Annotated in this window: 22 protein-coding genes; all 22 read right to left on the bottom strand. The window is 40.3% G+C overall.

Annotation, left to right across the window (positions count from 1 at the left end; all coding sequences use genetic code 11):
* Nucleotides 1-117 precede the first annotated feature (117 nt).
* On the bottom strand, nucleotides 118-1,065 hold the full coding sequence (locus BIV16_RS14035) for an Rpn family recombination-promoting nuclease/putative transposase (RefSeq protein ID WP_075680074.1): 948 nt from the start codon (nucleotides 1,063-1,065) through the stop codon (nucleotides 118-120).
* Nucleotides 1,066-1,191: 126 nt separating this feature from the next.
* Entirely contained in the window at nucleotides 1,192-2,406 is a 1,215-nt protein-coding gene (locus BIV16_RS14030; protein ID WP_083625128.1) for a glycosyltransferase, read from the bottom strand.
* Between the two features lie 48 nt (nucleotides 2,407-2,454).
* Complete coding sequence (locus BIV16_RS14025; protein ID WP_083625129.1) at nucleotides 2,455-3,627, bottom strand: CgeB family protein; 1,173 nt, start codon at nucleotides 3,625-3,627, stop codon at nucleotides 2,455-2,457.
* A 55-nt stretch (nucleotides 3,628-3,682) separates the two neighbouring features.
* Nucleotides 3,683-4,819: a CgeB family protein gene (locus BIV16_RS14020; RefSeq protein WP_075680076.1), complete on the bottom strand. Its 1,137-nt coding sequence runs from the start codon at nucleotides 4,817-4,819 to the stop codon at nucleotides 3,683-3,685.
* A gap of 15 nt (nucleotides 4,820-4,834) precedes the next feature.
* On the bottom strand, nucleotides 4,835-5,806 hold the full coding sequence (locus BIV16_RS14015; RefSeq protein WP_075680077.1) for a glycosyltransferase family 8 protein: 972 nt from the start codon (nucleotides 5,804-5,806) through the stop codon (nucleotides 4,835-4,837).
* A 9-nt stretch (nucleotides 5,807-5,815) separates the two neighbouring features.
* The gene (locus tag BIV16_RS14010) at nucleotides 5,816-6,913 is read right to left on the bottom strand and encodes an FkbM family methyltransferase (protein ID WP_075680078.1); all 1,098 of its coding nucleotides are present in this window, start codon (nucleotides 6,911-6,913) and stop codon (nucleotides 5,816-5,818) included.
* Between the two features lie 33 nt (nucleotides 6,914-6,946).
* Nucleotides 6,947-7,900 (bottom strand): LicD family protein, encoded by a 954-nt coding sequence (locus tag BIV16_RS14005; protein ID WP_075680079.1) that lies wholly within the window; start codon nucleotides 7,898-7,900, stop codon nucleotides 6,947-6,949.
* Nucleotides 7,901-7,953: 53 nt separating this feature from the next.
* Nucleotides 7,954-9,009 (bottom strand): pyridoxal phosphate-dependent aminotransferase, encoded by a 1,056-nt coding sequence (locus BIV16_RS14000; protein WP_075680275.1) that lies wholly within the window; start codon nucleotides 9,007-9,009, stop codon nucleotides 7,954-7,956.
* Nucleotides 9,010-9,018: 9 nt separating this feature from the next.
* On the bottom strand, nucleotides 9,019-10,437 hold the full coding sequence (locus tag BIV16_RS13995; protein WP_075680080.1) for a hypothetical protein: 1,419 nt from the start codon (nucleotides 10,435-10,437) through the stop codon (nucleotides 9,019-9,021).
* A 12-nt stretch (nucleotides 10,438-10,449) separates the two neighbouring features.
* Nucleotides 10,450-11,166, bottom strand: a complete 717-nt coding sequence (locus BIV16_RS13990; protein WP_075680081.1) for a phosphocholine cytidylyltransferase family protein — start codon at nucleotides 11,164-11,166, stop codon at nucleotides 10,450-10,452.
* Nucleotides 11,167-11,185: 19 nt separating this feature from the next.
* Entirely contained in the window at nucleotides 11,186-12,094 is a 909-nt protein-coding gene (locus BIV16_RS13985) for a LicD family protein (protein WP_075680082.1), read from the bottom strand.
* Between the two features lie 53 nt (nucleotides 12,095-12,147).
* Nucleotides 12,148-13,209 carry an NAD-dependent epimerase/dehydratase family protein gene (locus BIV16_RS13980; protein WP_075680083.1) on the bottom strand — a complete coding sequence of 354 codons (1,062 nt, stop codon included), beginning with the start codon at nucleotides 13,207-13,209 and terminating at the stop codon, nucleotides 12,148-12,150.
* On the bottom strand, nucleotides 13,206-14,099 hold the full coding sequence (locus BIV16_RS13975; RefSeq protein WP_075680084.1) for a LicD family protein: 894 nt from the start codon (nucleotides 14,097-14,099) through the stop codon (nucleotides 13,206-13,208). The genes BIV16_RS13980 and BIV16_RS13975 overlap by 4 nt, the downstream gene beginning before the upstream one ends.
* Nucleotides 14,100-14,122: 23 nt before the next feature.
* Nucleotides 14,123-14,836 (bottom strand): IspD/TarI family cytidylyltransferase, encoded by a 714-nt coding sequence (locus BIV16_RS13970; protein WP_075680085.1) that lies wholly within the window; start codon nucleotides 14,834-14,836, stop codon nucleotides 14,123-14,125.
* Between the two features lie 21 nt (nucleotides 14,837-14,857).
* Complete coding sequence (gene rfbG, locus BIV16_RS13965) at nucleotides 14,858-15,916, bottom strand: CDP-glucose 4,6-dehydratase (RefSeq protein ID WP_075680086.1); 1,059 nt, start codon at nucleotides 15,914-15,916, stop codon at nucleotides 14,858-14,860.
* Nucleotide 15,917: 1 nt separating this feature from the next.
* Complete coding sequence (locus tag BIV16_RS13960) at nucleotides 15,918-17,021, bottom strand: radical SAM protein (protein WP_075680087.1); 1,104 nt, start codon at nucleotides 17,019-17,021, stop codon at nucleotides 15,918-15,920.
* 27 nt (nucleotides 17,022-17,048) lie between these two features.
* On the bottom strand, nucleotides 17,049-17,822 hold the full coding sequence (gene rfbF, locus BIV16_RS13955; RefSeq protein WP_075680088.1) for a glucose-1-phosphate cytidylyltransferase: 774 nt from the start codon (nucleotides 17,820-17,822) through the stop codon (nucleotides 17,049-17,051).
* A gap of 14 nt (nucleotides 17,823-17,836) precedes the next feature.
* A complete protein-coding gene (locus BIV16_RS13950) occupies nucleotides 17,837-19,564 on the bottom strand; it encodes a thiamine pyrophosphate-binding protein (RefSeq protein ID WP_075680089.1) in 1,728 nt (575 codons plus the stop codon).
* Between the two features lie 32 nt (nucleotides 19,565-19,596).
* The gene (gene rfbC, locus BIV16_RS13945) at nucleotides 19,597-20,145 is read right to left on the bottom strand and encodes a dTDP-4-dehydrorhamnose 3,5-epimerase (RefSeq protein ID WP_075680090.1); all 549 of its coding nucleotides are present in this window, start codon (nucleotides 20,143-20,145) and stop codon (nucleotides 19,597-19,599) included.
* A 20-nt stretch (nucleotides 20,146-20,165) separates the two neighbouring features.
* Nucleotides 20,166-21,863: a thiamine pyrophosphate-binding protein gene (locus tag BIV16_RS13940; RefSeq protein WP_075680091.1), complete on the bottom strand. Its 1,698-nt coding sequence runs from the start codon at nucleotides 21,861-21,863 to the stop codon at nucleotides 20,166-20,168.
* Between the two features lie 18 nt (nucleotides 21,864-21,881).
* A complete protein-coding gene (locus tag BIV16_RS13935; RefSeq protein WP_075680092.1) occupies nucleotides 21,882-23,120 on the bottom strand; it encodes a WcbI family polysaccharide biosynthesis putative acetyltransferase in 1,239 nt (412 codons plus the stop codon).
* A 24-nt stretch (nucleotides 23,121-23,144) separates the two neighbouring features.
* Nucleotides 23,145-24,182 carry a hypothetical protein gene (locus BIV16_RS13930; RefSeq protein ID WP_075680093.1) on the bottom strand — a complete coding sequence of 346 codons (1,038 nt, stop codon included), beginning with the start codon at nucleotides 24,180-24,182 and terminating at the stop codon, nucleotides 23,145-23,147.
* Nucleotides 24,183-24,189: the final 7 nt, after the last annotated feature.

Below are 24,189 nucleotides of genomic sequence, written 5' to 3'. Positions count from 1 at the left end.
CTACACTGTTTTGCCTGATTTTGATTGCTGGTTATTGCGAATTGCATTTAGACGGTACACTTTGTACCTAAGATTGCATCAGCGGCCATCAATGACCGCCGACGCAAAATAAGGAATCTACATCTCCTGCATAAATTCCTCTATCGATGTGGTTTTTGCTGCGAGTTTCAACCATCTTGTCAAAACCGCTGCATCTGTTTGCATTAAAATTTCGTCTGACACCTGTTTTGGAATTGTTCCTTGTTCTTCTAAGAGCTGCAGGATACTTTTGGCTATGCCTTTTGCCATGCCTTGCTCCATGCCCTGTTTCATGCCTTGCTCCATGCCCTGTTTCATGCCCTGTTTCATGCCTTCCTCCAGACCTTTTTCCATGCCTTTTCTCATGCCTGACTCTATGGCTTGTTTTTCTCTGGATTTCATCCACTCTTCCACTGTCATATACCTCGCCTCCAGACTTCTTTCTTTTTTCAGCATTTTCACTTTTCCATGCAACATGCTGATATTCTCATCTGTCACCGTTGCAACATAGGCATCCGTACTATTTTCCATATATCCAAGAAAATGGATTAATTCCTCCGGTACGTCTTCCCGATTCTCACCTTTTGTACTTAAAAATATTTTCTTTGTCTCATCCCCCAGTGGAAAATCCTGTTCTAAACATCGCTCCTCAAATGTGTAACGATATAATTTTCTTCCAAACGGGTCAAATGTACAGATAAAAATCACATAACTTGGTTTTAAATCGTTAAAATCCTGCCCCGGTTTCAATAGCGAAACATCCATCTCTGCCTGGTGGTAACGGCTCCTTTTCGGCAGATTTCCTTCATTCTGATTCTGCGCTTCTACATTATAGTTCACCTCAAGCTCATCATTCGCATAAATGTCTAATCTTACGCTTCGAACCTCCGAGCTTACCAGAATACTATGCTCTGCATGAACCTTTACTGCCGGAAGTTTCACTCCAAGTATAATTTCAAGTACCAATCGGCATGTCTCTGAATCTTCTAGTGCTGCTGCAAAAAGAAATGCATTGCTTAAATCTAACTCCTGAAAACTTTTTCCCATATGTTCCCCCTGACTGCAAAACAGTGCAGGATGTGAACCTATCTATATGCTGATTATATACAATAATTCTAGGAATGACAAGGGAATCTTCCCCTGCTTGACAAACATTTACAGCACTTGTCCTTCTTATTTTTCCAGCACCGCAATCCTCTCTTTTGCCTGTGCATACGCTCCACATTTCTCGTAATATATTTTTGCTTGTTCGCACTGCCCCAAGCATTCATAAATCACACCAACGTTATAATAAGCAAGGTAAGAATTTGCCCCCGCTGTGCGTGCTGTCGCAAACTCCGCTGCCTTTAAAAATGCCTGAATTGCATCTAAAAAGCGTTCATTGTTCATGTATACATAACCTAACAAAAAGAAAAAGTCAGCACTGTTTCCAAATTCTTGCAATAAGCTCTCTAAAAAAAGCGCCTCACCCGCTCTTTTTGCATGTACCAGCGCATAACCGTAGGTTTCAACCATATCGCTTACATACTCTAACTGTGGATCCAAATCATACGATAACCCACGTGCAAACACATTACAGGCATTTTCATAGTCTGCCATAAGGTAAGCGCTTTTTCCAAACTGATACAACAGATATGGTATTTTTTCGTTATGCAGGTCTACCACAGCCTCCTCCGGCGTTTTTTCAAAATCATAACCTGCCTGCTCTAATTCCTTTTTAAGCAATCTGATATTTCTTGCAGCCTTTTCTTTTTTCCCTTGTTCGGACAAGTCATATCCCACATGAAGAACGGAAAGGCAACTTTGGAATGTCTGATATTTTTCTCCATCCCTTGCCGTAATCTGCTCGTGAATGCTTCCTTCATAGAAAAATTGTTTCCTGGAAAACAATCTTGAAACCCATTCCACACTCTCACCGGTATGATTCTGCACCTGATTGTGAATACAGACTCTTCCGACTTTCCCCTGATTCTGCGCAAGCTCTTTCTCCAGTTTTTCCAAGGAAAAATCGTATAAAAACTCATCGCTGTCAATCGACAGAATCATATCGTTAGATGCCAGCTCAACCGCTGCATTACGCGCTGCGGAAAAATCATCACACCACGGAAAGTTCCCAATCACAAGACTTGCCTCCTTTGAAAAGTCTGCCTTTGGCGCAGGACTTGCTTCTTCTGAAAATCCAGAATCTGACTCAAGACTGGTCTCTTTTAAGAAGTCCTTCTGGTCTGTTTTTTTCATTGTTTCTTGCAAGTCATTTAGATAAGCAAGCGTTCCATCTGTTGAACCAGTATCAAGTACCACAACCTCAAACGGATAACGCAACAGTGTTTCCACACAACGCATTAAATTCTCTTTTTCATTTTTTGTTATGATACAAACGGATAACATTTCTTTCTCTCCTGATTTTTACAAAATCTCTTTCTTGCATGCTCTCAATTACATACCGCCATGCATATTTTCATTTATCCTCTGAAACATCTGCTCCCAGGCTTTTTCATAGGAAAACTGTTCAAAGACCTTCTTTTGCCCGTTTGCCGCAATCTGCATGCGTTCCGCATCGTGTTCCAGGTAATACTGAACCTTTTCCACAAGATCTGCGCGACTATGATACATGACAACTTCTTTGCCATCCTCAAAGTATTCCGCAAGTTCCGGCTGATAATTCGAAAGCAAAAATCCGCCGGCACCAAGAATATCCATACAGCGCAAACTTATCCCGGATTGGATGCTCCGCAGCGTGATATTGATGTTAACCTTACTCTGGTAAAACATGTCCGGCATCTGTGTATCGTAATTGATATAACTGTGAGGCTTTATTCGGGGCAGCTCTGAGGTATCCGATTGTGTATACAGATGTGTATCAAAATGCTCTGACAAAAGTTTTAGAATTTCTCTACGCTCCTCAACCGTCATTTTCTTTCGAATCATCTGATACATCAGTTGTTCCTCTGTCAGGAAAAGTTCCTGTTCCGTCTGAAAGGAAACTTTTTGAAGCAATCCCTCCATAAAATCTTTTGGCAAAATCTCCTCTAATAAATCCATTCCAAAAAATTTTAACTGCACATCCATAACCGCCTGTAAAAAAGCTTTCTGATACTCGCTCAGCCCTTGAATCTGATCCAGGAAATTGGTTTCCCCGGTGTAAAGCGTTCCAAGGAAGGCAACATCCCGCTCAAAAGTATGCGGATTTTTCTCCATCATATCCTGCATCTTCTGCACATTAACCGCCAACGGCATATGATAAATCTGCTTCACGCCTGCTGCACGAAACTTTTCAACCTCTGCACGATCAAAATGAAAAATGTAGTTGTATGGACTAAAAATCATATCGGAATACATTGCCAGACAAGGCGCATCGTAAACCCATGCCAGATACGGAATCTGATTTCGGAAAGAAATTTTGGACAGAATCGGCAGATAATCCGCGCCAACGATGCACTCAATCTTCTGTTTTTTTATCTCATCTTCCGCCTTGGCAACGAGTGCTCCATCTACAAGATAATTCTGCACCGGATAATCCAATACATAGACTTCATGCCCCACTCTTCGCAGTGTCTCCACCATATCATTTCTGGTAACCTCATTCCATGAGTGAAATAGTATTCGCATATATTATGTCAACCTTTCTGTGCAAAAATAATTCTCATTCAAATTCGATTCCGTGCTAGCCAAGCATTTTCTGGATTCTGTCTTTCATCGAAAAATCACTGCAAATCCGCTCATATCCAGCCTGCGCAATCCTTTTTCGTTCTTTCTCATTTGCAAGATAAAATGCTGCTTTTTCGTACAAATCCTCCAGGTTTTCGTAAACCACGCACTCTTCCCCCGGAACAAAATGCTCTAAAATTTCTTCCTGATAATTTGTCAGTACAAAACCTCCACAGCCCATACACTCAATCACACGGAGCGGAATACCGGAGCATATGGTTTTCAAGGAAATGTTTAAGTTTATCCTGCTTTTTTCAAAAACTGCCGGAAGTGTCGTCTGATAGTCTGCATAACCACGGAATTTCACATTTTTCAATCGTTCGTCCGGTTTTGTCGAATACAAATCCACCGGGAAATGTGCGGACAACAACGAAAGTGCCAGGTAACGTTCTCTTCCGGTCACCTCACTTGCAAGCAAAAACTCTAACTCCCGACGCTCCATCTGAAAGCCATCCGACGCCACCTTCCGATAGCAGGCATTCATCTTTTCTAATAACGCATCGGTCACCAGTTCCGGAATCAAATAGCCGCCATAGATTTTCAACTGAGAGCTGATGATTCCCTCGAGATAGCCTTTTACATACTCATCCAGCGGACCTGTAAAATAGGCATAATCCGTCTGATACAAATTTCCAACCAATGAAATCTCCGCCGGTGGAACTTTTTTTGCTGTCTCTTTAGAAAGCGCTTCCTCCCAGATGCGAACGTCCGTTGCAAGTGGAAGATGGAAAGCGTTCGCTCCAAGAGCTTTTAACTGTTTTGTCTGTTCTCTGTCAAAGCAATAAATCCGACTACATTTGTATTTCAATGTGTCAAGATTTCGGATGTGAATGGGAGAATCATAAATCCAACAAATATATTCTACCGAAAACTCCTCGCAGACTTCTGCTACAAGCGGTGCAAAATTGACGGAAAAAACTTTGTCATATTCTTTTGTCCTGATTTTTTCCCGAAGTTTCTCCAAAAAAACGTCATCCTGTTCCCAGTCTGTCTGCTGGTAAAACAGGATGTCGTATGGATATTCAAGTTCACGCAATGCACGCTCTATTCCTTCGTTTAAAAAAGATTTCCACTGGTAAAATAAAATCTTCACGAGTTACTCTCCTACTTATCTCTGAATCAATGCCATCAACTTTTTATTAAGTTCCAGACTGTCATGTAAGTCTGTCTTTAATCTCGCATTTTCATCTAATAGCTGCTCAACGTATTGCTTCACGCTCACATCGAACATCTCTTTTTTTACAAAATCCTCGCACAGTTCCCCGTAGTATGGAGTCTGCTTTGCATAATCCCACCAGATCATCTCAATGTCAAAATGCACATTATCCGCATTCCACGGCTTTGTTCCTGCATAATGAATAATGCTTGCACTTTTCTTGACATCCTCATATGTCAAGCCCCGGTTCGATGCAATCCGCGCAAACAAATTATACTTTTGTGTGTCTGCAAATTTTACCTGCGCATGATGCACATAATTTAAAATATCCTGATCCGGTGCAACAAACTGATAATTCATCCTTTTTGCTATCTCAAGATAATAATCTAAATCATATGTTCCACGCAATGCCTGGACATTCCACAGCATGACACCTGCGTTGAAATAGTGATATCCTGCCTCAAAAATTGGAGCAAACAGCGCCCATCTGCAATTATCCGCCGGCTTCTCAACTTCCTTTTCCATGCATGCCACAAACATATTGCCTTCAAAATCTGTCTCGTAAAGTTCCCGGACATTCTGATTTACGATTGCATCCACATCAATATATAAAACCCGGTCTACCTCTTCCGGCAGTAAATCCAATAAGGCAAGGCGAAAATAGGTTTCAATCGTCCACTGTCTGTTTACCGGAAGTACGTCCGGGAACAGGCTGCGCTCTATCTTTTCTTCAACAAGAACGCCATCATATTTTGCTAATAATGTCGTAAATGCCTTAAGCGCATCCTCCGTCAAATCATGATGCAACACATAGAGATAAATCTTCGAATCCTGGTTATTGCTTAACAGGGAATACAGCATGACATAGGTGTAGCGAAAATAGTTCTGATTTAATGAAATTGCGATATTCATTCTGTTTTTCATATGTGACTCCTACTCCTCAATAACCGCATATCCAATTAATGCCTGCATTCCAATTCCATAATGTCTGACATAAAATTTGTATTCCGGCACAAGGCTCTTTAAAAACAGCGGAATTCTCCACAGTTCCTCTCTGCTGCAATAATAGGATAGTTTTGGTTTCTTATTCTTGATGGTTTTGGCTGCGCCCCTTAGTACATCCATCTCAAAACCGTTGGTCGAAATCTTAATCAGGGAAACACCCTCTGCCTCTTTTAAATCATCAATTTTTACCGCTTTTACCTCAGTTGTTCCTCCCTCACAAAGATAGGAGCTCTCTGAATTTCCATCACAAAAGTGTTTCACTCCACTGCACTCGCACACCGCTGCATTTAATGCATTTACATTTGTAAGTGAATTGCATTTTTCCTGTAATACCGAAAAGTTTCTCTGATCTGCTTCGATTCCTAAAATAGAAGCATAATTTCCACCGCACAGCTGAATGAATTTCTCTATCGTATCTCCGGTAAAGGCTCCTACATCAATGAAATGCTCCGTCTTTCCATAAGAAAGCACTCCCGTATCCAGAAGTTTTTCTTCACTTGGTCCATTTACCTTATCCCAGTAAGAGGTGTCCCCGCTTCGTCCTACATTCATAAATGCCGCTATGGTATCTCTGGACTGCTCATCTGCAAAAAGTTCATAGACTTCCTCCACTTTTTCCATATTCTCTTCATAAAGAAGCACCCTGTCCTCGCAGCCAAGAACAGACATACTCGCTGGAATGATTTTTCCCTGGTAGCCATACTCCTTCAATTGCGCCACAACCTGATCTGCTACATAGACACAGACAAATACATTTGCAATGTCCTTCATACGCTCACAAAACTGTTTTGGACTTATAATATTGCCGGTTCCCCATAAGCTTGAGTTATTGTCAATCACATACTCTGGCTCTAATTTATCTTGTGAAAATTCCCGGATAAAAGAGAGAATTCCCTGTCCGGTCGCACCTGCGCCCCAGATTGCAAAATTTTCCTTATTTTCCTGAATCCGGGTCAGATTTTCCTCTAATGTCTGCTGCATTTTATTTTTTTGTTTTGGAATGATTCTATCACTTAATTTTTGCATACGATACTGCCTCTTTTTCTTAAAACTAAGATTCTAATATTGGATATTCAAAAAATCCTCCCAGGTATAACCGGAAGCTTTCAGCTGCTCTTTTAACATTTTTTCCTGTTCCTGGTAAAACGGATATTCATGGCTTAAATACTGCACCGGTTTCATATACTCTTTTCCATACATCATCTCAAGCATCTCCTGGTATCCATTCGGAACCGGAATCTCGATATTCTCAAACGGAACATAAATCATTTCATCATAACGTTCCTTTGGAAAATGAAAATATGGTCTGGAAAAAATACGGCATGTCACAAACTGAAGTTCTTTTGCCTCTTCTCTTGTATACAGCATACACAATTGATCTGCCAGAACACGAAGCTGCTGTGCCATCGGTTTTAAGCGGTCTAATGTTACCCCTGTCATCTGCTCAATCTGCTGCAAAAATTCTTCCAGCTCCTCTGCTGTGCACAATCCCGCCTGATATTGTGCTTCGACCTGTGCGGCTTTTAACACAATATCCACCAGTTCCAGCTGCATTTTATCCTCTTCCTCACTGGTTGACCTGTAATCCAATACATCAATGTCAAGTCCTACAATGTATGGGCAGCCATGAAACTTCTTCAGATGCTCCGGCGAAATGTCTATCGAATCCCCGTTGATGACACGATATACCATGTTCTCCCATTCCTGATTCTGTCCGACATCTAAAATCTGGTATCCCTTTGGCAGCTCATCGGTATGTTTTAAAAATTTCAAATAATCTTCCCGCTTCATGGCAATGTCCATATCATCGTCCCAGGGAATGAACCCTTTGTGACGAATCGCGCCAAGAAGTGTTCCCCAATCTGCAAAATATTGGATATCGTATTTTCGACAAATCTTATCTACCTCGGCAAGCACTTCTAGCTGCGCTGCCCATGCCTTTTTCATCATGGAAGACACCACAAATCCCTCGCGTTCCTCTTCCTCAAAAAAATGTTCGTCAAACTGAATCATGCTTCTCTCCATTCCGTGTGAAAAATTTTTCCAATCTATCCACTATGTCTGTCTTACTTTTCATCCACCTTCAAAAATGCTTCCCAGAATTTTTTCATAGATGTCACATCGCCGGTTGAAACACGAAGCCATCCCTTTAAAATTCCTCTTCCATAATCACGAATCCAGATGCCCTGCTCTTTCAATTTATTTACAATTATCTTTGAATCCTTGTGTGGATAAAAGAGCAGATAATTTCCATTCTCAGAAAAAATCTGGTATCCAGCGTTCTTGATTTCTGCTGCCAGCCAGTCATGTCCTGCTTTTTCTTCCTGAATCATCTGTTCCATCATATCAGGACGTTTCAGCACTTCCGTCGCAAACAGAATACCGACATTGTTGACATTAAATGTCGATTCCGCTTTCTCAATATAATCAATCAACTGTGGATTTGCAGTCGCATAGCCCACACGGAGTCCCGCAATCGAGCATAACTTTGAAAAAGTCCGGAGTACAATCACATGCTCCTCTTTTACTGCATCCTGTAAAAAAGTTGGCGCATAAAAATAATGGTATGCTTCATCTACCACCACAATTGCATTGCACGCTGCGGCTTTTTTTACAATCGCCTGGAATTCCTCTTTTGTGTAAGCCGTTCCAACCGGACTGTTTGGATTTAACAAAATCACAATGCCGGTCTGAGGTGTAATGCTATCTAAAATATCCGAAACCTTTACGCTAAAATCTGTGCCATACTCTGCTGTCACATGGTTCATCCCAAACATTTTGCTATACACGTCATACATTTCAAAGGTAGGTGTAACCGTAACCAAATCTTTTCCTTCTTCTCCAAAGCACTGGAAAATCAGTCTCATTGCTTCGTCTGAACCACAGGTTAACGAAATATTTTCAGCGGCAACTCCATTATGTTTCGCAATCAGTTCCAGTAATTCATCTTTTTCTGGATATGTAGATAGAAAAGACGGTGTTATTTTCTTTTTTACTTCCTCTACGAAATCCAATGGCAGTCCCACTGGGTTCTCATTCATATCGAGCCTTAACACTTCGCCTCTTTTATCATGAAACTTTACCCTGTATAAATCTTTCACATTTGGATTAATGTAATACATCCGGTTCACCTATCCTTCCATCACTTTTTGAATTTCTTTGTATATATTTGCCCCGCATCGTGTTTTCTCGTGGCAATCTGTTGCATAATCTACTGACTGGATAAAAGAACGAATCTCTTCCAGGTCGTCTGTTTCAAACAGCATTGGTCTGTCTAATTTTCGATAGACAGTTAAAATACTGCTATCCTGTGTTCCATAATAGGCATCGGAAATCGATAATCCCATCGTCGGATCCGGTGTTTCATCCAAAATGCCCCATTCTGCTTCCCGGAACACCAAGAGCAGCTCCAGAAGTTCTTCCTCCGCATTCTCCCGGAGTCTTCGGAATGTCTTTAACAACAACGGGTGCAGTCTCCACAGCAATACCGCCTCCCCTTCACATTCCTGAAATACCGAGAAAAACTCTTTCATCCTACGAAAAAATCCCTCTGTATCGTGAAGCGCGGTCGAAATCGTCGAATTGTAATAAATAATTTTTTTTCTGGTTCCATCGGACTTTCGAATCTTCTTCTGCCACTCCACCGGCAAGTCCTCCAAAGCGAAATGCGCATTGGTCAGCTTGTCAAATTTTGGCGAACCTAATGGCATAAATTTGTCTTTGGAAGCAACCAATTTTCCCTTCCAGCCATTTTCCTCCAATGCCTCGTCATGCAGTCTTACATATTTCTCAAAAATTTCGCCTTCCTGGACTGCAGCCTTGTCGGCACAAAGCACGCCCGGCATCGAGCATTGATGGTCAGACGGTCCACCTTTTTCACTGACAAAGTATGGGATGTAAACTAACAAATCTGTGCATGGTTTTAAATGGATGGAATAATAGTTCTCTGGAATTCTTGTTACATGATTGAGCCCATCGTAGGGATTGTGAAAGAAAATCACGTCTGGATGATGCACCGCCAGATCATATTTTTCATAAGAAGTGATTGGCACATTAGAAGGAAATTTATAGCCATCATAATGCATTTCCCCAAGCGAATTATCCTTATTCACATCATAATAAGGAATCGGGATCACACGGCAGTTGACAGATTCATCCTTGCATGCTTCCTCCCAAATGCTCTCTAAGGAATCCCACATTGACACCTGATACGGCAAAAAGACAACCTCTTTTTTGATGGAAATCTCTTTCTCCATACTGCCCTTTATCTCACCGATTATCTCTTTTGCTTTTTTTTCCTGTTCCTTGCAATCCCCATTTACCCCCATCTGATAAAATTGCTCGCAAAGTTCTTCTAATTTGGAAACGACACGCAGACCTTCCCCTTCACACTCTTCGATTTCCGTTCCAATTGAAATCGCCATTTGTTGCATTTGTGTCAACAACTCCAACAATTCATTTTGTCTGTTCTCATATTCCTGCAAAATATCAATTGCCTGCTCTAACGTGTTAAGGCTTGTCCGAATCTGATCTGCTTCCTGTCGTCTCATCTTGTTCTTTTCCTATTCTTTATGCTTGGATACATAGTCTAAAATACGTTCATAATCGTCAAAATAATCAATCTCTGCCCAGAATCTTCCGTCGACATCTACGGTATAGATTCCATACTCCTGATTATCGGTAAAAGAATACAAAACATTTTCCCACCACACTTCATGCTCCTGGTTGTGAATCAGTTTCTCCATTCTTTCCTTGAAAACCGGCAAAAATTCTTTGTTAATCTTTGCCATTCCCACATATTCACAGCTTCTTTGTTCAATTGGCAGACCTTTTCCATATTTCTGGATTTTACCGTCAAGAGAGGTGTAGAAAAAGTAGTCTCCCTCCAACGTTCTGGAATTGTCAATCGCCATAACCGGATCATGCTTTTCATTCAAAATCAAATGCAAAATATCCTTTGAAAAGAAAACATCTGCATTCATCACTAAAATATCATCATCCAAAAGATCTCTGGCAAACCAGAGGCTTGCAATCGAATTCGTAATATCATAAAACGGATTGTAAACATAGGTAATGTTCTCAAGTCCATCCAGTGCCTCTCTGATTGTTTCCTCACGGTATCCGGTGCAAACCACAACCTCCATGCCCTCACCCTGTAAAATCTCAACAGATCTTCGGATTAATGGTTTTCCATCTACCGGCAAAGTCGATTTTGGTACCATCTCAACATTTCTTGCAATTCTTGTACCTCGCCCTGCTGCTAATAATATTGCCTTCATACCGTCTCCTCCTTTGTCTCTATATCGTTACCCCGATTTTTTCTAAAAACAAATCCTGTTTTTTGTAAAATGGATAGTCATGTCCCCCAGACCGATTGATTGGCGTCCTGTAATCCCCATACATTGTTGTTAAAATCGAATCATATCCAACCGGAACATTTAATTTCATCTGCTCAAATGGCATCGAAATTACATCCTGATACCATTCTTTTTTCAAGCGGAAATTCGGATCAGAACAAATTAATCTTGGCATCCATGCCAAATCATCACTTTCTTCTTCTGTGAACATTGCTGCAATGCTGTCACTCAGTCTCCACAGCTGATTCTGCTCTGTCCCGTCTCTTCGTATTTTGACATTGCAAAGTTCCTCAATCTGTGCCATGTAACCTTCTATCTCACCGGATGCTTTATACGCACCAAATTCTCTTGCCGCACTGTATACCATCGAATACATACTCAACTGAAGCTGCAGTAATTCTTCCTCTCTTGGGAGATAATCCAGTGCCACAATATCTACTCCCACAATATAAGGACAACCATAAAAACGTTTTCGTATTTCGGAATCTGTAATGATTGTTTTAGTATTCATCACAGCACTGATTGGCTGACAATGCGTAGGGTCTGTATAAAAACTGCTCACAACAAATCCTTCCGGCAGTTCTTTTGGCAAAACCGCCAGCAGCTTATTATAATCCGCTCTCTTTAATGCAATGTCCATATCATCATCCCACGGGATAAATCCATGATGGCGAACCGTTCCAAGCAGCGTTCCCCAGTCTGCATAATAAGTCAGATTGTATTTCTCACAAACCCTGATAATCTCACTTAGCACATCCATCTCCACTGCCCAGGCGCGTTTCATTTTTTCTTCTACCAAAAAGCCTTCTCTTACCTCGTCCTGAAAAAAGCTGTCCTCTATTTTGAGCATTGTGTCACTCCATTTCACTATATATTGTTATATCGGATGATTTGTTCGATATGTTAAAGTGTTTTTGAAAAAGCCCTCATAATTTCGATACTGTGTTCCATTCCTTCTTTTATAGAAAAATTCTTTTTCCACCCTAGTTCCAGCAATGCTTTATCCGAGAGAATCTGATTCTCAATCGGTGTTCTCTCCTCTTTTTCTGTCTGATTTGGGAGCTGCAAAATCACCTGTTTTCCTGCAATATTTGCACATCCCTCCGCAAATTCGCGAATGGAAATCGTCTCATCCGTCGCAAGATTATAAGCTTTTGCATTTTCTCCATTTAACAAAACAAAAAGAAGTGCAGATGCACAGTCCGCCACATAGCAATACGATCTTATCTGTTTTCCTTCACTTTTTAAAACAATATCTTCCTGGCGGATTACATTTTTCATAAACTGTACCGTTGCCCTGTTATCGCTCTCTGTCACATTCGGTCCAAATGTGTGACACGGTCTTACAATTTTTACAGGTGTTCCGTATTCTTGCATCCATGATACACACAGATTCTCTCCTGCACGTTTTCCCATTGGATAACAGGAACGCGGTGACAAGACATCTACATATCCGTAGTCGTTCTCCAGCAGTGGGTGCTCCAGACAGGTATTCCCACCATACACTTCACCTGATGACACAAAAAGGAATGGACAATTTTGATTTTTTCTTGCAAGTTCCAGTAGATTCCTGGTTCCTGTTACATTACTAAGAAGCGTCTCCACCGGTTTTTCACGAAAAGCTGCCGGATAAGCATTCCCAGCTGCATGAATGATGTAATCTATGGTTTCTTTCACTTCAAAGGGCTGGCTTATATCCTGTTCTATGTAACAAAGCTCTGAACCTGGATTCTCTCCAAACCGCTGTATTAAATTGCTCCTTTTTCTGCTGACTGCAAGTACGTTTATCTTTGCATTCCAGCTAAGATTCGCATACAAAAACATGTCTACCAGAAAAGAGCCTATCAATCCGGTTGCACCAGTAACCAAGACCGTTTTTCCCTCAAAGCTTTTGGGACCTCCAAGTGTACTCCAGGCTCTTTTCACATCCTTTTGATATGTGATGTTCTCTAAATAATTTTTCATTTTTCTGCATCCAACTTCTTATTCTCGTTCTGGTATCGCTGCTGTATCTCTTCCAATGTTATATCAATCAGTTCCACGCAGGATGCCTCACCCGGTCCGTGACGTTTTTCAACCGGTGGCAGTTCCATATAATGATGATATAAGAGTGTTAAATATCTGTCATAGTCCGCAAATATCTTTAGTGGCATTCCCTCAAATTCCACTTCTATGTAGGATTCAAAACATTCCGCCGGCATTCCATATTTACATTCTTTTCTTGGATACTGATACAACAGGTGGCTGACTAATTTTGTTTTCTTTTTGTTACATTTTGCCGCAAGACAATTTCTTAAATGGAACATCGGGTCTCTTGGTATCTTATAAAGAATTTCATAGACCCATCTTAAAAATGCATGGTCGGCTGCAGTTCTTCCAAGCTCTGAATACATTACTTTTCGGATGAAGAAATTCACTCCATAATACATCTCCCGCAATACCTTATTATCCGGCACATTGTCCACCACAAAAATGTCAATACATACCCCTGTACGGTATCTCATTTTCTCCTGTCCGTATCGGATGAATTCTGTGTTTTTTCTTCTTAATTTTGCATACCCCCATCTATAATACGGGTCTGTCGTATAATCCTGTAAGAAAAACCGCTCCTGATCTAACTCTTTTTTACATGCCTTGTAAAACTTCGCATATTCATGACGTGTAAAAATCACATCTGCATCATCATCCCATGGAATAAATCCATGATGGCGGACTGCCCCCAGTAACGTTCCTCCATCCAGGGAATACTTTATCTTATACTTTCTGCAGATTCGGTCTACTTCTACTATCATCTCAAGTTCTACCAACTGCAGCTGTCTTAATTTTTCCTTTGATAATGTGATTTTCTCGCTCATATATGCAACTTCCTTTTCCTTCGTTATTTTAACCAATCATCTTTCTTTGCCATAAGAAGGGCTTTAAATATCTCAATATCCTCTGTTGTTGTTATTTTTACATTTTTCTCCGAGCCTGCCGAGAAAAATACTTCTTCCCCAAGCTCAATCATTAAAGTACAGCTTGCCACAGAATTGGTAATTCCCCGATTCAACGCTTCTCTGTGTGCCCACGACAACTTTCCTAAGGAAAAAGCCTGTGGTGTCTGTGTTCTTGCAAGGGAATCCCGGTCAATCAATGCTTCTGCACTTTTTCCATCTTCTTTTCTTAATAACATTGCCTCTGCACATGGAATTACGGTAATTGCGGAACCGTGTAATCTGCACTGTGCAATACAATCTGAGATAATCTCCTGTGAAACATTTGGACGAATTGCGTCATGAATCAACACCATATCTTCTTCACTGCAATGTTTCTCTAACTCAAAAATTCCATTTCGAATGGAGGATTGTCCATTTTCTCCTCCGACGACAACCCATTTTAACTTTGTAATATTAAATTGATGTGCATACGCCCATAGAATTTCCTGCCATCCATCGATACACACCACAAGTATGGCATCAATCTCTGGATGCTGCTGAAACGCCTGCATAGTGTATACAATCACTGGTTTGTCGTTAATATTTAAAAACTGTTTTGGAATGTCCTGGTTCATCCGAACCCCTTTTCCACCTGCTATGAGCATTGCAATGTTCATTGGTATTCCCCCTTTTGTCTTTTACATGTTCCAGTTTTTCTCTTGGTCAAATTCTAAAATCTGCTTATCTGTAACTGCAATCATATCCTCAGCGTCTAGATAGGCCTCCGTCCATTCACATGTTTTTTCGATTGCCTTTTCAATATTCCAAGTGGTATCCCACTGAAGTTCCGCCTTCATCTTTGCAGAATCTAAACGTAAAAAATTGGCTTCATGTGGTCCCTCTTGCTGTTCAAAAATCCACTTTGGATGTGCCTTGCTTTTGTCATGAAATAAGGTTGCTATCTTTCCTGTTGTAACACAATCCCTTTCATCAGGTCCAATATTGTAGATACTCATGCTTCCTTTTCTTTCACAGGAGTTCTTTGCCACCAAAAGATAGGCAAACACCTGCTCTAAAACATGCTGGTAAGGTCTGACCGCATTCGGATTGCGGATTACAATCTCTTTCTTATCCATAACAGCTTTTACACAGGATGGCACAATCCGGTCAAAGGCAAAATCTCCTCCACCAATCACATTACCAGATCGAACGGATGCAATCGAGATACCAGCTTCTTTGAAAAAAGATAAGTAATAACTATGTGCAAGCAATTCGGTACACGATTTACTGTTAGAATATGGGTCATATCCATCTAACTCATCGTCTTCCCTGTATCCCCATGCCCATTCTTTATTTTTGTAAACCTTGTCTGTTGTGACGTTTAACACCGTCTTTACGGTATTACTTTTTCGTACACATTCCAGCACATTGGTCGTACCACCTACATTGATATCATAGGTAATCTTAGGTTCCTTGTAAGCTTCGCCTACAAGCGTCTGTGCTGCCATATGAATTACAATCTCTGGTTCTTCCTTGCAAAACACCTTTTCAAGTTGTCCGTAATCTCTGATATCACCATCATAATGTGTCATACGTTGTTGTAATTTTAACACATCAAACAGGCTTGGATTGGTCGGCGGCTTGGATGCAAAACCAACTACTTTTGCTCCATACAACAATAGAATCTCGCATAACCAGGCCCCCATAAATCCTGTATCACCTGTCACAAGCACTTTTTTTCCTTTAAAATACTCCATCTTATTTCTCCCAGTCCGGCGAAAAATGTTCTCCTACCTGAATAAAGGATTCCTTACGGTTCCAGTTGCAATGTGAAGACTGGTAACAGCGTCTGCACGGACCATCCATCGCAGTCTGATCATTTACAATTTTTCGATAATTCTGATATTCCTTAGAATTCCACATTTCCATGAAATCCTTATCTTTATCATATTCAAAGAATTTCACCGGTGTCGACATACATGGACGCACATATCCGTCTGAGCCAAGGAAGAAATCTCTCCAGGATACAAAACAATCTTTATGTAATTTATCGCCCGCTACATCTTCTCCAACATAGTGTGGAAGCTTTAGCGCAATTCCTAACTCGTCTCCTATTTTCATTGCTTCCTCAAATACTTCCCGGACTTCCTCTTCAGAACCCCATAATGTCTCATGCATCAAATCATTTTCGAATACAGTAAGGTATACTACTTTTACCTCGTCTAATCCAATTTCAGCTGCAAGACGTACCAAATCCGGAAGTTCATGAATATTTGACTTCATTGCACAAAATACAAAATTAATCCAAGGATATTTCAGACCTCTTTCCTTTTTGATTCTTACGATATCTTTTAAATCTTCTGTGATGACATCAATTTTAGAACCTCTACGAATTCTGCTATTTGTCTCGTCCGTAGCACCATCGAGACTTACTGCAAACACATCTACTTTATAATCAAAAATAGCATCCTTAATTTTCTTTAAGTTCATTCCATTTGAGCAGAAATATTTTCTTGCGCTGTGTCTGTTGATGATTTCCAACATTTCATTAAAATGAGGATGAATCGTCGGTTCTCCCCATCCCATTAAGGTAACTTCTTCCACTGTGTCCATCAACGGCTCAAAACTACGAAAAACATCCATATCAAATACCGTCGGTTTAAAATCTGCTGCGTTTCTGCCACACATCACACAATTTAAGTTGCAGGCATTGGTAAGTTCGAATACCAGACGTCTTGGATAAGACTTTAAGATGGTTTCTCCGCTTTCAAGCTCCTTTATATTCAAATCTGTATTTTTCTGCTGTTGTTCTGTCAATTCTTTTCCTGAGAAAAGCATTTTTGTTTTTGCACGTAATACCATATCTTCCTCCTATTTCTCGCACTCAGATTACCATATTTTCCAAGGTGCGTGTCCACTATGCCAATAATCCTCTAGTACCGCTTTATCGTTTACCGTATCCATTGGATGCCAGAATCCATAATGTTTAAATGCATTCATCTGGTTATCTCTGACTAACTTATCATACGGCTCCCTTTCTAGCTGCTGGCTCTCATCCGTTAAGTAGTTGAATATTTCCGGTTCAAAAACCGCAAATCCAGAATTTACCCACGCCTGATCCTGTGCCTCTTTTTCACGGAAAGACTGCACAAGATTGGTATCATCCTCTATTTGGATTGCGCCCCATCTTCCTGCAGGTCTTGCCGCTGTGATTGTTGCAATCTTTTTCTGGCTATTATGATACTTCACTAACTCATCAATATTTACATTGGAAACACCATCTCCGTAGGTTAACATAAATGGTTCCTCGTTTAAGTATTTTCGAACTCTCATTAATCTACCTGCTGTATTGGTATTTAAACCGGTATTTACGAGTGTTACTTTCCACGGCTCTGCTACTTTTTCATGTACCTGATAAGAATTATCCGATAAATCAATGGTAATATCTGATGCACGCATATAGTAATCCATGAAATATTCTTTTATCATTTCGCCCTTATATCCACAACATATTACAAACTCATCGTATCCGTAACTGGAATAAATCTTCATAATATGCCATAAAATCGGTGCTTCCCCAACCTCTACCATTGGTTTTGGTTTTAAGTACGTCTCCTCACTAAGTCTTGATCCTCTACCACCTGCTAAAATAACTACCTTCATCCTTTGTCCTCCCATCAGTTCAAAAATGGATATAAATCCTCAAATTCTGCTGCTTTCAGTGAACCATCCGGCATTACTCTTGACGCAATTCTTGGAACAATCGGTGCAAATTCCTGACACATGATTTCACAAACAACAGGTTCTTTCTCCTTTAATACCGCTTTGATTTTCTCTTCTAACTCATCCTTACTTTCTATTTTAACAGATTTTATTCCATATGCCGATGCAACTTTGCAAAAATCTGGTGTTTGTACACCACTATCCGGTCCAACTCCCAAAAATCTGTCATCCATGTAGTTGTGCTGATTATGACGAATCAACATATATCCATTGTTATTGTATACAAACAGCTTGAGTGGAATTTTGTTATAGCTTAATGTTGCAAATTCCTGAATGTTCATCTGTGTACTTCCATCCCCTGCAATCGCTATCAACTCTTTTCCTTCTTGATAAGCTCCCATTGCCGTTGCCCAGAATCCCATGCAGGACAATCCACCTGATATCAGATATCGCTGATTTTCTTTTACAATCCAGCTCTGGGATACAACATTACATACACTACCTGTATCGACAATAATATTGGCATCTTCAACCTGTTTTGCTAAAACGTTTGTTACATAGTATTCATTGAGTGGTTCCTGCTCTTTATATTCTTCCTGCAAAACCGGGTATTTTTCTTTATTTTCATTACAATGACAAATCCACTCTTCCCAATCCTGCTTCTCGACTTTATCTTGAATCTGCTTTAAAAATTCTCCTGTATCTCCCAAAATCTTTAAATCAACCGGTACGTCTTCTTTGTTTATCTCTTTTTGGTCAATGTCTACCATAATTTTCTTTGCATTTTTACCAAATCTCTGCGGATAATAACCAATTGTGGAAATGGATAATCTGCTTCCCAGAATCAGCAGCAAATCCGCCTCCTGAATTGCAAAATGTGAAGCACGGTCTCCATAGCTTCCCGGACGTCCTATAAAAAGGTCTGACTCCGTCGGCATCACATCAATGCCTCCTCTCGAAGTCACAACCGGTATCCGTTTTTTTTCACAAAATGCTCTTAATAATTCCACTGCACCTGCGCTGCGCACTCCATATCCTGCTACAACAAGTGGTTTTTTGGCTTCTTTTATCCATTCGCATACAGTTGCTATTTCTTCTTTCTTGTATACAATCTTAGCGCTGATGTGTGGTTTTACCGCCTGTATTGCCTCTTTTGATACCTGTCTGTTTTGAATATCAACCGGAACATCAATCCATACCGGTCCTCTTCTTCCATCCATTGACTCGAAATATGCGTCTTCCATAATTTGAGGAATATCATCCGGGTTCATAACTGCCGCAAAATATTTGGTAATCGGTTTTACCATCGGCTCTAAATTTAAACTCTGACACGCCTTTTGCCGGATTCCTGTCTCTACCATATACTGTAACAACCTAGAATTTGCCTGTCCTGACAAGACAAACATTGGTGAGGAATCCAAATATGCCTGTGCCACCCCTGTAATTGCGTTTGTAGCACCCGGTCCAATCGTTACAAGGCATGCGCCCGGCACGTCATTCACCCTTCCATATCCATCTGCCGCCATTGCTGCCGCCTGTTCATGATGGCAACATACCGCTTCTAATTCGGGATTCCGCTGTAAGGCATCTGTCAGCCACATTGCAGAACTGCCTGATACCATATAGACTCTTTGGCACCCTTTTTTCTGTAAAAATTCAAAAATATATTCTGATACTGTCATAACGCAACACTTCTCCTTTCCTGTCCATCCTGCTATTTTCTAAAATACTCCCGAAAAGCTGGTAACTTATCATCTTTTTCTGAAATAACATACTTTGACACATTCGGCCAATCAATGTTTAACGCCTCATCATTCCATTTGATTCCTGCGCTGTATTCTTCTATATATTTATAGGTATACTTGATTTGTATTGTCGTTGGTTCCTCTAATGTCATCGAACCAACACCAAAACCTTCCGGCACCCACAATTCATTCTTATTTTGGGCACTTAAAAAAACAGATTTCCATTTTCCAAATGTTTCCGAATCAGGCTGCAAATCAACTGCTGCCAGATATGCTTCCCCCTGGGTAATCCGAATTAATTTTCCCTGTGGATATGTTTCCTGAAAATGAATCCCTCGTATCACATTCCTTGGGGACACAATCTCTGTCTCCTCGCAAAAATTGGTTGGAATATTATGTTGTTCAAAAATATCCTTGTGAAAATCTTTTATAAAACAGCCTCTCGCATCCTCAAAGTACTGTGGAATGATTCGCGTTAAACCATTCAATTTTTCATCGATAAAAGTAAAATTTGCCACACTTAACCTCCTTTTACTTCCTACATATCATCCAGTTCACGATACAAATGTTCCTCTAGTTCCGGAAGAAACTTCTGACATGGATTTCCTTTTGGCAGAACCTGTTTCACATCATACTCTTCTTGAAATTCCAACTGTAAAATCTTTGGCGTCGTCTCAGACAAGACCTGCCTTAGTGCCTCCTGATTTAGGTCTTTCTCATCAAAAAATTCCAGTTGATAAGCTCTTGCGATATCCTTTAACTTCGGCATGCCAAAGCCGGAATCTTCTGTCGTTTGTAAAAAATAGGAGTATCCCATTCTTTGTTCGCTGCTACGCATCATGCCGGATGAATGATTGTTATAAACTACAATTGTAATTGGAATATGGTTTTGTGAAATAAATTGTAGTTCCTGTATATTGAACTGCAGCCCCTGGTCTCCTGTCATGCAAATAACCGGCTTTTGGGTCTCATAATAAACACCGATTGCTTTTGCAAGTGCACAGCCCACTGTCTTGAATGACTTGGAAGATAAAATTGTCATTTTCTTTCTCGTATACGCAAATGCACGTGAAAACCAAAGTTCGCTGTTTCCTACATCGCATACAATTGTGGCATCCTCATTTATTTCATTCAGAATAGAAGCAATTCTTCGCTGAGGTTCTTCCATGTCACACTCCTTTAATTTTTCCCTCAGTGTATCGCAAACCTGACTCCAGTTTTTATCCCCATGTAAGTCGTCCATCACTTCTTCCAACGCCATGATAAAGTCTTTTACATCTGCCCTGATATTTTTACAATTTGGAATTACTCTTTGAAATTCCGTTGCATCAATGTCAACCCGCACAATATCCGCTTTTTCTACAATCGGACGGAAACTTTCCGATGCCGCCGGAAATGACATTCGATTTCCCAAAGCCAAGATAAAATCTGCCTTTGACAAGATAAAATTGCTGTATCGGATTCCATGACTTCCAATATAGCCATAATACTGCTGGGAATCTACCAGCAAATCTTGTGAAACTCTGCTTGATAATACCGGAATGTTTCGCTTTTCTGCAAATTCTCTTACCAGAATCGTGGTCTCTTTCTCCCGCATTCCATCACCAATCAAGAGGATTGGTCTCTTTGCATGGCAAAGCGTGTCTGCGACCTTTTCGCATTCTTTTTTCCAACCAGACTCGTCTTCTTTTTCTAAACGTACCCCCGGAATATCGGTTTCCTTTTCCATCTCTTGCTTTAACACTTTTGCCGAAACATCCAGAAGTACCGGTCCTTTTCTTCCCTCCTGTGCAATCCGGCAGGCTTTTTTAATTTCCCTGCAGGCAGATGCCGCATCATCGACTCTTGCTGCATACTTTGTAATGCCTTTTACAACAGATAGCAAGTCCATCTCCTGTTCATGCAAAAACCTCATGCCATCCGGCTTTTTCTCATTTGCATGCGCTGTTATAAATAACACTGGTATAGAATCATAATATGCTTCCGCTATTGGTGTCATCATGTTCATAATGCCAGGCCCTTTCGTAGCATAGGCAACACCCAGCCGTCCCGAACCTTGTGCGTACCCACATGCTGCATATCCTGCTGCCTGCTCATGAAAATTCAGATGCGCCTCTATCCCCTCACAAGCATCTACGGCATAAAGGAATGGAAGCAAAACGCCTCCTGGAATTCCGAAAATATCAGTTACCTTATTCTTTTTTAATTCTAATGCAAAGTAATCAGCAACTCTCATCTTCTTCCTCCCAGACAATTACACATCTCTTTTTTGCTTATCTTTTACATACATTCGAATCCAATCCTCAAAGCCCACGCGCAGATTGTTATAAATATAACGATTTGGATAGTAGAATCTTTCATACTCCTCCAACCCAAGATATGAAATCACATCTGGGTATAGCGGAATATCCTCTCCCTTTAACGTATCTGTTTTCGTCAGTAAATCGATTTCATCCACCGCAAGCGGACCGAAACCCAGATATTTTAAAATCCGGTTTGCATACTCGAACAATACACTCATACATGGATGATTTGGGGAATAAAAAAGTTGTTTTTTCTTATAGTTGGCAAGAATGTAATCCGATATTGCTACATCTGCCTCTTTCTCCCGGCGTTTCATCTCCGCAAAAGACTGGCGAACCCCTTCTTCGATTGTTTTCTCTGGAAACACGACAGATTCCTGTATCTTTTGAATTATCTCCTCGACGGAAAAACCTTTTTGCAAATAGGATTCTACCACGGTATCTCCATACGGAAAAAGTCCAGAGTTTTGCACCGATTTCAAATGTGCACCCGCATTTTTACACATTTGTGGATAATATCCCGTGAAATAGGTATTCAAAATGCATACCTTTTGACAGGAGGGCTTTAACATTCCCATTATTCTGTCCGAGGCAACCAATTCGGAAAAACGATTACTTTTTGATACCTTTTGATAAATAAACAAATCAACCTGTTTCCAAAAATTGGTGTCATTCGCAAAGTACGTCGCATATTCCTTATCATATACAAATTCAAAAATTCTAGGGATATAGACAACTGCATATTCTTTTCTAAAGTCCGGACTATAAGAAAACAGCTCCTCTAACACACTTGTCTGACAATTGCCAAAAACAACCGCCAGCTTTCTCTTTGGCAAAAAATTCTGATAATCAATCTTTTTTCCACATGCAATTTCCATCTTATAAAAATCAAAATAAGACAGTTCCTCAAACGGATAAAAGTTTTTCCATAATGTAAAATCTGTAATTGGACGTAGCCCGCACTTTGCCAACTGTTCTACCACCTGCTCATATTGCAAAAGTGCAATGACAATAAGGATTCCATCGTAAGTTCCATTCCACTTTACGATTGGAATTCCATCTATTTGTGTTCCCACTTTTGCCTCATTGTTATCGTAGAACTTTACAATTTCGTATTCTTCCTGAAGCATATAATATGCCTTTTTTCCAATTGCACCTGAACCAAATATTGCTATCTTTCTTTTTTCCACAAATAAACAACCTTCCTCTTGTATTTATTCTCTTTCTGCTTTCAAAAGAGCCTCCAAATTTTCATCGGTATATCGGTATTTCATTTCTTCCGGAATCCTCGCAAGAATATCATCTATCTTTTGAAACGACATCTTGTATTTGTATTTTAACATTACTCCATATTTGTAAGCTGCCCCATAAAGCGCAGGAATCATGGTCGCCAAAGAATATCCCCAGACTTCATCCTCTAAATACTCCGAAAGTTCATCGCATGCTTTTATAATTGCATGTAGTCCATACTGTGTTCCATACTCATTATTCAAATGATTTATAAGAACTTCTGTATGTAGATTTCCGGCACCCTGTCCCATTCCAAGGCAGCATGCATCCAATATAATGTTTCTCTTCGTTGGAATATTTAAAACATCCACCGCATTTGCTGTCGCGAAATTCAAATTATTATGTGCATGAAATCCGATTCTGATTGAATCCTTTAACCCCTCATCAAGCTGATTAAAGATTTCATGTAACTGTTTCTTCGTGATGCATCCATAAGAATCGACGATGTAAACAGCATATGCTCCAATCTCATTTGCAACTGCGATAATTTGCGAAACATCTTCTTTGGTGTATCGCATTGTCACAGTTGGCTGAATCGAAACCTGATATCCTTTTTGCACAAGTCCTTTGCAATATTCCAGTGATTCTCCAATCTGAGAATATCGAATACTCATTCGAATCAAATCACAGGAACCTTCCTGTTTTTGGGAAATCTCCTCAAGCGGTGTGTCCGGTCCCCGGAAAAAAACGGTATATTTCTGATTTCTCTCTTTCTTTTTTGAAATCGATTTCGTAGCCTCTTCCAAAGAAGGATATACTGCATATTGTTCTAAACCCTGTCTTCCATAATCCACAGAACCTAACTCCACATAATCTACGAAAGATTCCTCCAAGTCTAACATGATTTTTTGTATTTTTTCGTTCGTGAAATATAATTTTTTGCCGGATTCGACTCCAAAATCATATAACGCTCCGCCACCATCTCTTATTGTACAATCCAGCACTTCCACTCTTTTTTTCACAATACTT

It is taken from the genome of Roseburia sp. 831b (genome assembly GCF_001940165.2).
Lineage (GTDB): Bacteria > Bacillota > Clostridia > Lachnospirales > Lachnospiraceae > Roseburia.
The sequence above is the reverse complement of the archived record's forward strand: the minus strand, read 5'-3'. Positions and strand labels throughout refer to the sequence as shown.